Origin of the sequence: Arhodomonas sp. AD133, assembly GCF_051195215.1 — a bacterium.
Taxonomy (GTDB): Bacteria; Pseudomonadota; Gammaproteobacteria; order Nitrococcales; family Nitrococcaceae; genus Arhodomonas.
Window position 1 is genome coordinate 22,554 of sequence record NZ_JBNAZM010000055.1, and the last position, 7,717, is coordinate 30,270.

6 protein-coding genes are annotated in these 7,717 nt (G+C 65.7%); 4 read left to right on the forward strand and 2 right to left on the reverse strand.

Annotated features, from left to right (window positions below; all coding sequences use genetic code 11):
• Window positions 1-18: 18 nt before the first annotated feature.
• A complete protein-coding gene (locus ACPEES_RS20065) occupies window positions 19-921 on the reverse strand; it encodes a LysR family transcriptional regulator (RefSeq protein WP_435105596.1) in 903 nt (300 codons plus the stop codon).
• 113 nt (window positions 922-1,034) lie between these two features.
• Here ACPEES_RS20065 and ACPEES_RS20070 point away from each other — a divergent pair, with 113 nt between their 5' ends.
• Together ACPEES_RS20070 and ACPEES_RS20075 are read left to right on the forward strand one after the other, a co-directional pair.
• Window positions 1,035-2,273 (forward strand): alpha/beta fold hydrolase, encoded by a 1,239-nt coding sequence (locus ACPEES_RS20070; protein WP_435105597.1) that lies wholly within the window; start codon window positions 1,035-1,037, stop codon window positions 2,271-2,273.
• Between the two features lie 155 nt (window positions 2,274-2,428).
• Window positions 2,429-4,186, forward strand: coding sequence for a phosphoenolpyruvate hydrolase family protein (locus ACPEES_RS20075; protein ID WP_435105605.1), 1,758 nt, complete (start codon window positions 2,429-2,431; stop codon window positions 4,184-4,186).
• 18 nt (window positions 4,187-4,204) lie between these two features.
• Here ACPEES_RS20075 and ACPEES_RS20080 read toward each other — a convergent pair whose 3' ends face one another.
• Entirely contained in the window at window positions 4,205-4,918 is a 714-nt protein-coding gene (locus tag ACPEES_RS20080) for a phosphoenolpyruvate hydrolase family protein (protein WP_435105599.1), read from the reverse strand.
• 199 nt (window positions 4,919-5,117) lie between these two features.
• Here ACPEES_RS20080 and ACPEES_RS20085 point away from each other — a divergent pair, with 199 nt between their 5' ends.
• Window positions 5,118-6,320: a Tm-1-like ATP-binding domain-containing protein gene (locus ACPEES_RS20085; protein ID WP_435105601.1), complete on the forward strand. Its 1,203-nt coding sequence runs from the start codon at window positions 5,118-5,120 to the stop codon at window positions 6,318-6,320.
• A gap of 11 nt (window positions 6,321-6,331) precedes the next feature.
• Window positions 6,332-7,168 (forward strand): phosphoenolpyruvate hydrolase family protein, encoded by an 837-nt coding sequence (locus ACPEES_RS20090; protein WP_435105603.1) that lies wholly within the window; start codon window positions 6,332-6,334, stop codon window positions 7,166-7,168.
• Window positions 7,169-7,717: the final 549 nt, after the last annotated feature.

Genomic DNA, 7,717 nt, shown 5'->3' on the forward strand with positions numbered 1-7,717 from the left:
TCGGTGGCTCGTAGCAGGTCAATCGGGCCGGTCACCGCGGCGGCCTTCCAGTGTCGGCGCGACCTCGGCGACAGTAGTCCGGATCCAGTCCGCCACCGCCGCGACCCGTCGGGAGCCGGCTAGGTCCGCCTGGGTAACCAGCCAGAGCTCATCGGCGAATACCGCGTCCGGACCGATGACCGGCACCAGTCCGGGTGTCGCTTCGGCCACCACGCACGGCAACACCGCCAGGCCGAGGCCGGCCCGGCACGCAGCGACCTGTGCGGCCAGGCTGGTGGTTGCCAGAGCGCAAGGGCCGCTGGCGTGGGCCGACAGCCAGCGTGCGGCAGGCAAATGAGCGTAGGCGTCATCCCAGGTGATGAGCGGGCAGGCGTCGAGCGGCGCCTCGGCCGAGGCGGGATGCGTGTCCAGGAAACCCGGTGTCGCATAGACGGCGTACGCCATCCTGGCCAGCCGTTGGACCGTCAGATTGCCGTTCTCGGGCCGCTTGGCGCGCAATGCCAGATCCGCCTCGTAGCGGTTCAAACCGATTGCGGCGACGCCGGTGACGAATTCCAGGCGTACCTTCGGATGGTCACGGTACAACGCCGGCAACGCCGGGATGAGCAGCAGCGTCGCGAAGTTTTCGGCCGTGGCCAACCGCACCGTGCCTTCCGCCACCTGCATGCGCCCGGCTGCCGCATGCTCGAACTCACGCATTCGATTCTCGGCAGCCTCGGCTAAAGGCAACACGGCGTTGCCCTCGTCGGTGAGGAAGTAGCCGTTGGCGGTGCGCGTAAACAGCGTAATCCCCAGATCCGTCTCCAGCCGCGCAACCCGACGGGCGATCGTCTGCGGGCTGGATGCGAGCCTGGAACCGGCGGCCCGCAGGCTGCCGGTACGTGCAAGCGCAAGAAATACGGTCAAGTCATCCCAGTTCATCGGGTGTTCCATATATGGATTGCTGGTGTGCCATTGTGGCGTCTATTCATCCAAAAATGGAAAGCCGATACTCCGTACCCCTGACACCCGATGTGATGTACGGAGAGACAGCGATGACCGAGGATGCAGCCGATACAGCAACAACGTCGCCGGCGCAGGTGGTGAGCGGTTTTCTCGACGCCTTTGGCAGCGGCGACATGGATGACGCTTGCCGGTGGCTCGACCCGGCGGTGGCGTGGCACGTGGACGGGGCCGTGACGGTGCCGACCGTCGGGTTTCTGCGTGGCCGCGAGCGTGTGCGCGAATGGCTCCGGGCCTTTCCCCGTGACATCGCCCCCAAAGCGGTCACGACCGACCGTATTCTCAGCGACGGCGACGATGTGATCGTTCTCGGCCATTTCCGCCACACCGCCGTGGCCACCGGCAACGGCTTCGAAGGCGATTTCGCCATGCGTTTCACCGTCCGCGGCGGGATGATCACCCGCTACCAGATATTCGAGGATTCGCTGGCGGTGAGCCGGGCCTTCGACCCGGCGGCGCCGGCTGCCCCCGAGCCGCTCCGAGTCAACGGGACCGCCTACGCGCTCCACGATCAGGGCGACGGTCCGTCTATGCTCTTCGCTCACGGCCTGTTCGTCGATCACACGTTGTTCGACGAGCAACGGCGGGCCTTGCGGGAAACGCACCGCTGCCTCGGGCTGGACATGCCCGCTCATGGGGTGAGCGGCTTTCGGCCGGAGGGCTGGTCGCTCGCCGATGTCGCCGCGGACCTCGCGCTGTTGATCGAAGAGCGCCGGCTTGCTCCCGTCACTTTCGTGGGACATAGCCAGGGCGGCATGGTCGGACTGCGCCTGGCTGCCGAACGGCCCGATCTGGTGGATCGTCTCGTGCTGATGGGCACGAGTGCCCTTGCCGAGCCGGAGGAGCGCCACGGCTTGTGGCGAAGCATCCGCAAGGCGCTCGTCGACGGCGACGAAGCAGCACGTGCGGAGACGTGGCTCGACATCGAGCGTGCGCTTCGCGGCTCGTCCTCGCTTACACGGGAAGCGGTTGCGGCGCGACGTGATCGCCAACGGCTGGCCGCGCTCGATCCCAGCGGCCTGGCGTTGGCGATCGATGCAGCGACGTTGGAGCGTCCCGATATCCGCGAGCTGTTACCCCATGTGCGCGCTCGCACGTTGGTGATGGTCGGTGCCGAGGATCACGCGACACCGCCGGAGCTGGCTCGGGAGATCGCCGACCGCATCGGCGGCGCACGGCTGGAGATAGTCCCGGGTGGCGATCATCACCTGCCGCGCTCGGCGCCGGAGACGGTCAACGAGCGGTTAGCGGGCTTTCTCGCCGAGGCGTAGTATTGCCCCTGCGGTTGCGGGCGCGAAGGGCGGAAACACGCCCGTGGCCGCATGGGTCCCGTAATTCGGCGAATGGAGTTGTCTTGGGAACGGGCGAGAAGGAATCGCGGGCATTGAGGTTGGATCGGCGGGAGCGCGTCGGGCGCGAATTCCGGGTGGGCGCGGCCATTGGAACGGGCATGAACGCATGTGCCGCGGAGCGTGGCGGAGCCGACTTCCTCCTCGCGCTGTACGCCGGGCGCCTGCGTGTTATGGGCGCGCCGTCCATATCCTGCATGTTGCCGCTGGCCGACAACAATCGCGCGGTGCTCGACTTCGCGCGTGCCGAGATTCTTGGGCGCGTGACGTTGCCGGTGTTCTGCGGGCTGTGTGTGTTCGATCCACGCTACCGGGTGAATGAATTGCTCGAAGCGGTCAAGGCGGCGGGTTTCGATGGCGTGTGCAATTTCCCGACCGCGGTGCACGTAAACGGCGCCATGCGGGGGCAGCTCGAGCGTCTGGGCGTCGGATTCGAGCGTGAGCTCGAGCTGATCCGGGCGGCGAGAGATGGCGGGCTTCGCACCTTCGGCTACGTTCGCCGTCGTGACGAAGCGCTCGCCATGACCGATGCCGGCGCCGATGTGGTCTGCATCAACTACGGCTGGAACAGCGGTGGTGCCGCGGGCGTACCCAGTCGCTACACCCTGGCCGGGGCGGGGCGTCATGCGCACAAGGTTTTCACGCGAGTGCGCCGTCGCCGAAAAGGCGTCGTGTGCGCCGTAGAGGGGGGACCCATCGCCACACCCGAGGATGCGCAACAGGTGGCAGACGCCTCGGGGGCTGACGGATATGTCGGCGGTTCGACGATCGACCGGATACCTCTGGAGGCGGCGGTTGCCGAGACCACCTCGGCTTACAAGGCGGTGCCGAAGCTCAAGCGCCGCATCGCCACGTTGAAAAGCGAATGGCTGGGCGAGGGCCACGAGTATGGCCTCATCGGGCGGTCCGCCGCGATCAGCGCCGTCGTTCACATGATCACGAAGGTGGCGGGGAGTGATCTCAGCGTGCTCATCACCGGCGCCAACGGTACCGGCAAAGAGCTGGTGGCCCGAGCGATTCACGCCAGCAGCCGCCGTCGTGAGCACCGGATGATCGCGGTCAACTGCGCAGCGATTCCCGCGGATCTGCTCGAAAGCGAGCTCTTCGGCCACGAAGCCGGGGCGTTCACCGGCGCGGCGAAGGCACGCGCCGGTCGCTTCGAGCAGGCCAACGGCTCGACGTTGCTGCTGGACGAGATCGGTGAGCTGGCCGCACCTCTGCAGGCGAAATTGTTGCGCGTGCTGGAGGACGGCTCCTTCGAGCGGTTGGGCAGCAATCAACCCCGGCGCACCGACGCCCGCATCGTCTGCGCGACCAATCGGGATCTCCGGCGCATGGTCGCCGACGGCGCCTTCCGCCCGGATCTCTTCTACCGGTTGAATGCGGTGGAGATCGCATTACCCACGCTGCGCGAGCGCATCGAGGATATTCCGTTGCTGGTGCGTTATCTGCTGCCGCGTATCGCCAGTGAGATCAACCCGCGAGTGACCGATCTGGATTCGGCGGCGTATCGCGCCCTCATGAGCCACGACTGGCCCGGTAACGTGCGCGAGCTGCGCAACGTGCTCGAGCGCGCCGCGATCATGTGCGAGGGCGACACCGTATCGTCCGCGGATCTGCCGCCCCTGGCCCCGACCCCGACGGTGATCGTGGAAAGCCGTGCTCATGGGGAAGCGCCCACCGCGGAAGAACCATCGCGCGTGTCCGGCAGTGAGCGCGATTGGATTCTCGAGGCCCTGACCCGCCACCGCTTTCGCCGTGGGGACACCGCGCGAGCGTTGGGCATTTCCCGCAAGACCCTCTATAACAAGATGCGTCGCTACGGCTTGCTTTAGGGCAGGGGTGTGTCGGGCTTAGTACGCCGGTGCGGGATCGTCAGCTCGCGACGGGGGACCGGCGTGGCGGATGACACCCACCGAAGGTGGTAGAAGCCGGTCCACGTCATTCGTATTCCCGGGCAGATATGCCCATGCCTGTACGTCCCCCAGCGTATCGACCGCGTCGAGCACTGCTGCCATCCCGTCGGGCAGTGCGTTCGGGTCAGAGCCGGGCGCCGCTTGTGCGCCGGGAGCGACGATCAGTCCGCTGGGCCTGATTTCCAGCGCGGCTTCCAGCTGGCCGATGTCGTGAATGCGAACCGCAGTGTGCAGGCCTCGGCTGGACGCTTGCTGGAGAAATGCCAACTCGTCTGCGTACCGGAATCCGGAGTGCGCCAGCGCGGAGGCGGTTTCGCCGTCGAGGGCGCCGACGCTCGGCCAATTGACCACGCCGGCCACGCCACGCTCGCACAGGGCGTCGAGGAGGTCGTCGGTGCGGCGAAACGGGTCGTGTACCAGCATGCCTGCGAACACGCCGCTTCTCGGACGCTCGCCGTTCAGCGCCTCGAGCAGTGTGCCGTTGGCATCACCAACCGGCAGTGCACAAGCGATTTCACCAAGCTCCCAGGGCAGTGACGCTGCGAGCGGGCTGATGATCACGAGCTCACCGTCGGCCGGCCGGTCGTCCTCGACGTGATCGACGAGCTGGCCGTTCACCCCCTGTACGAGCGCGTTCGAACCGTTTCCCAAATTGAGTAATCCTGCGTAATTCCGTAACCCCGGGCCTCGATATTACCCGACGGGCGCGCTCTTTTGGGATCGGCAAACGCCCGTAATACCCAAGACGTTGCTGTTGGAACGGGTTGTGCAAACGACGAAGCTCGGAGGCAAGCGTCGTGCGGCGCACGCCGGCGATATCGCGATACTGAAGACTTCAGGGAGGAGAAAAATGACCGGTAAGGCCTACGTCATAGGAACCTGCGACACCAAAGGTCCGGAGCTGCGATACGCCTGCGATCTCCTGGAGGCGGCGGGGATTACCCCCGTGTTGGTGGATATCGGTATCCGCAGCGATGGGACGGGCGTCGACATTACGGCAATGGAGGTCGCAGGCCATCACCCCTGGGGTATCGATGCGGTTTTCGTGGACGACCGTGGCCAGGCCGTGACCGCGATGGCGCAGGCCCTGCAGCGCTTCCTGCCCGCGCAGCCGGACCTGGGCGGCGTTCTGGGGATGGGCGGATCCGGTGGCACGGCGATGATCGCGCCGGCGTTGCAGGAGCTCGACGTCGGCATTCCCAAGGTGCTCGTCTCCACGGTCGCCTCCGGGAACGTCGCGCCCTACGTGGGTCCCGCTGACATCGCCATGATGCCCTCGGTCACCGACGTTGCCGGTCTCAACCGGATATCCCGGCGCGTGCTGGGAAACGCCGCCCACGCGCTTGCGGGCATGCTGGCCAGTCCCGTACCGGTAGCCACCGACGACAAACCCGCCATCGGACTCACCATGTTCGGGGTCACGACGGCCTGCGTGGGCCAGGTCACCGAGCGGTTGGAGGCGCAGTATGACTGCCTCGTCTTCCATGCGGTGGGCACCGGCGGGCAGTCCATGGAGAAGCTGGTGGACAGCCGGATGCTCGCCGGGGTGCTGGACATCACGACCACCGAAGTCTGCGACCTGCTCATGGGCGGCGTGTTCAGTGCCGGCGAAGGCCGCCTGGATGCGATTGCCCGTACCGGCGTGCCCTATGTCGGCTCGTGCGGGGCGCTGGACATGGTGAACTTCGGCGCCCCGGAGACCGTGCCGGAGCACTATCGCGGGCGGACATTCTACGAGCACAACCCCCAGGTGACGCTGATGCGCACGACACCCGAGGAGAACGCGCGCATGGGCCACTGGATCGGCGAGAAGCTCAACCGCTGTCCCGGAAAAATGCGGTTTCTGCTGCCCGAAGGTGGCGTCTCCGCCATCGACGCGCCCGGACAGCCGTTCCATGACCCTGAGGCGGATGCCGCATTGTTCCAGGCGCTCGAGCACACGGTGGTGGAGAGTGATGACCGCCGGGTGATCCGCCTGCCATACAACGTCAACGACCGGGCGTTCGCCGAGGCGCTGATCGAGCATTTCCACGAAATCGCGAATGTAGAATGAGGGAACAGACTATGACCCGATGGAGCCGCGAGGCGCTCGCCAACCGTTTCCAGGACATGGTGCGCCGGGGGGAGCCCATTATCGGTGGCGGCGCCGGCACGGGTTTGTCGGCCAAGTGCGAGGAGGCTGGTGGCATCGACCTGATCGTCATCTACAACTCCGGGCGCTATCGCATGGCCGGACGCGGCTCGCTGGCCGGGCTTCTCGCCTATGGCAATGCCAACGATGTAGTCCTGGAAATGGCCAGGGAAGTGCTGCCCGTCGTAGACCATACGCCGGTGCTCGCCGGCGTGAACGGCACCGATCCGTTCATGGACGTCGATTATTTCCTCGCGCAGCTCAGTGACATCGGCTTTGCAGGCGTGCAGAACTTTCCCACTGTCGGGCTCATCGACGGCAACTTCAGGGCGAATCTGGAGGAGACGGGGATGAGCTACGCGCGCGAGGTGGAGCTGATCGCTCGGGCACGGGCGGCGGAGATGCTGACGACGCCCTATGTCTTCTCCGAGGCCGACGCCGTCGCCATGGCCGAGGCGGGCGCCGACATCATCGTCTGTCACATGGGGCTGACCACCGGTGGCAGCATCGGTGCCGAGACCGCCATGAGCCTGGCCGACTGCGTTCCGGCGATCAACGCCTGGATCGATGCTGCCCGCAGCGTACGCCCGGACATCGTCGCGCTGTGTCACGGTGGCCCCATCGCCATGCCGGAGGACGCCCGCTACATACTCACCCATTGCCCGGGCTGCAACGGATTCTACGGTGCATCCAGTATGGAAAGACTGCCCGTGGAGACAGCCCTCACCGAGCAGACACGGGTGTTCAAGCGAATCGGGTCGCGGGACTGAGCGTTGCCGCACCGTCGGGTGCCGGACGCGTCGTCGTCCGGCCGCGGCGTGACAGGGTTTCCCTGAGCCTTGCTGTGACTATTGCGTGGCGAACAATATTGTTGCGTATTTCACTGGAAACATTGATGCAGGCGTCATTCTGCGGGCGTTCCTTTGTTTTCACGGTAGTGAGTATGGCAACTGACAGTCAGCGTTGCGCGGTGCTCGGGAAATTGCAACTGTTCAACCGACCAAAAAATTGAGTCTAAGGAGGGACACTGTCACCGTCGTAATCCCCTTTGAGCGGGGCACCTCTCCGACGCGAGCCGGCGTGAAGACCTAGACGCCCTGCTCGGTCGTAATCCCCTTTGAGCGGGGGCACCTCTCCGACCAAGATGTGGAGCACAAGGGCAAGAAGCTCCGAGGTCGTAATCCCCTTTGAGCGGGGGCACCTCTCCGACACCAGGTGACATCAACAGTACGCCCCGCACTGCGTCGTAATCCCCTTTGAGCGGGGGCACCTCTCCGACCCGGGATCGATGGTCACGCCGTACGGACGTCGTCGTCGTA

Excerpts from the sequence above, each read along its gene's own strand:
- ACPEES_RS20065 (WP_435105596.1), bottom strand. The coding sequence starts at position 921 with ATGAACTGGGATGACTTGACCGTATTTCTTGCGCTTGCACGTACCGGC.
- ACPEES_RS20070 (WP_435105597.1), top strand. The coding sequence starts at position 1,035 with ATGACCGAGGATGCAGCCGATACAGCAACAACGTCGCCGGCGCAGGTG.
- ACPEES_RS20085 (WP_435105601.1), top strand. The coding sequence starts at position 5,118 with ATGACCGGTAAGGCCTACGTCATAGGAACCTGCGACACCAAAGGTCCG.
- ACPEES_RS20090 (WP_435105603.1), top strand. The coding sequence starts at position 6,332 with ATGACCCGATGGAGCCGCGAGGCGCTCGCCAACCGTTTCCAGGACATG.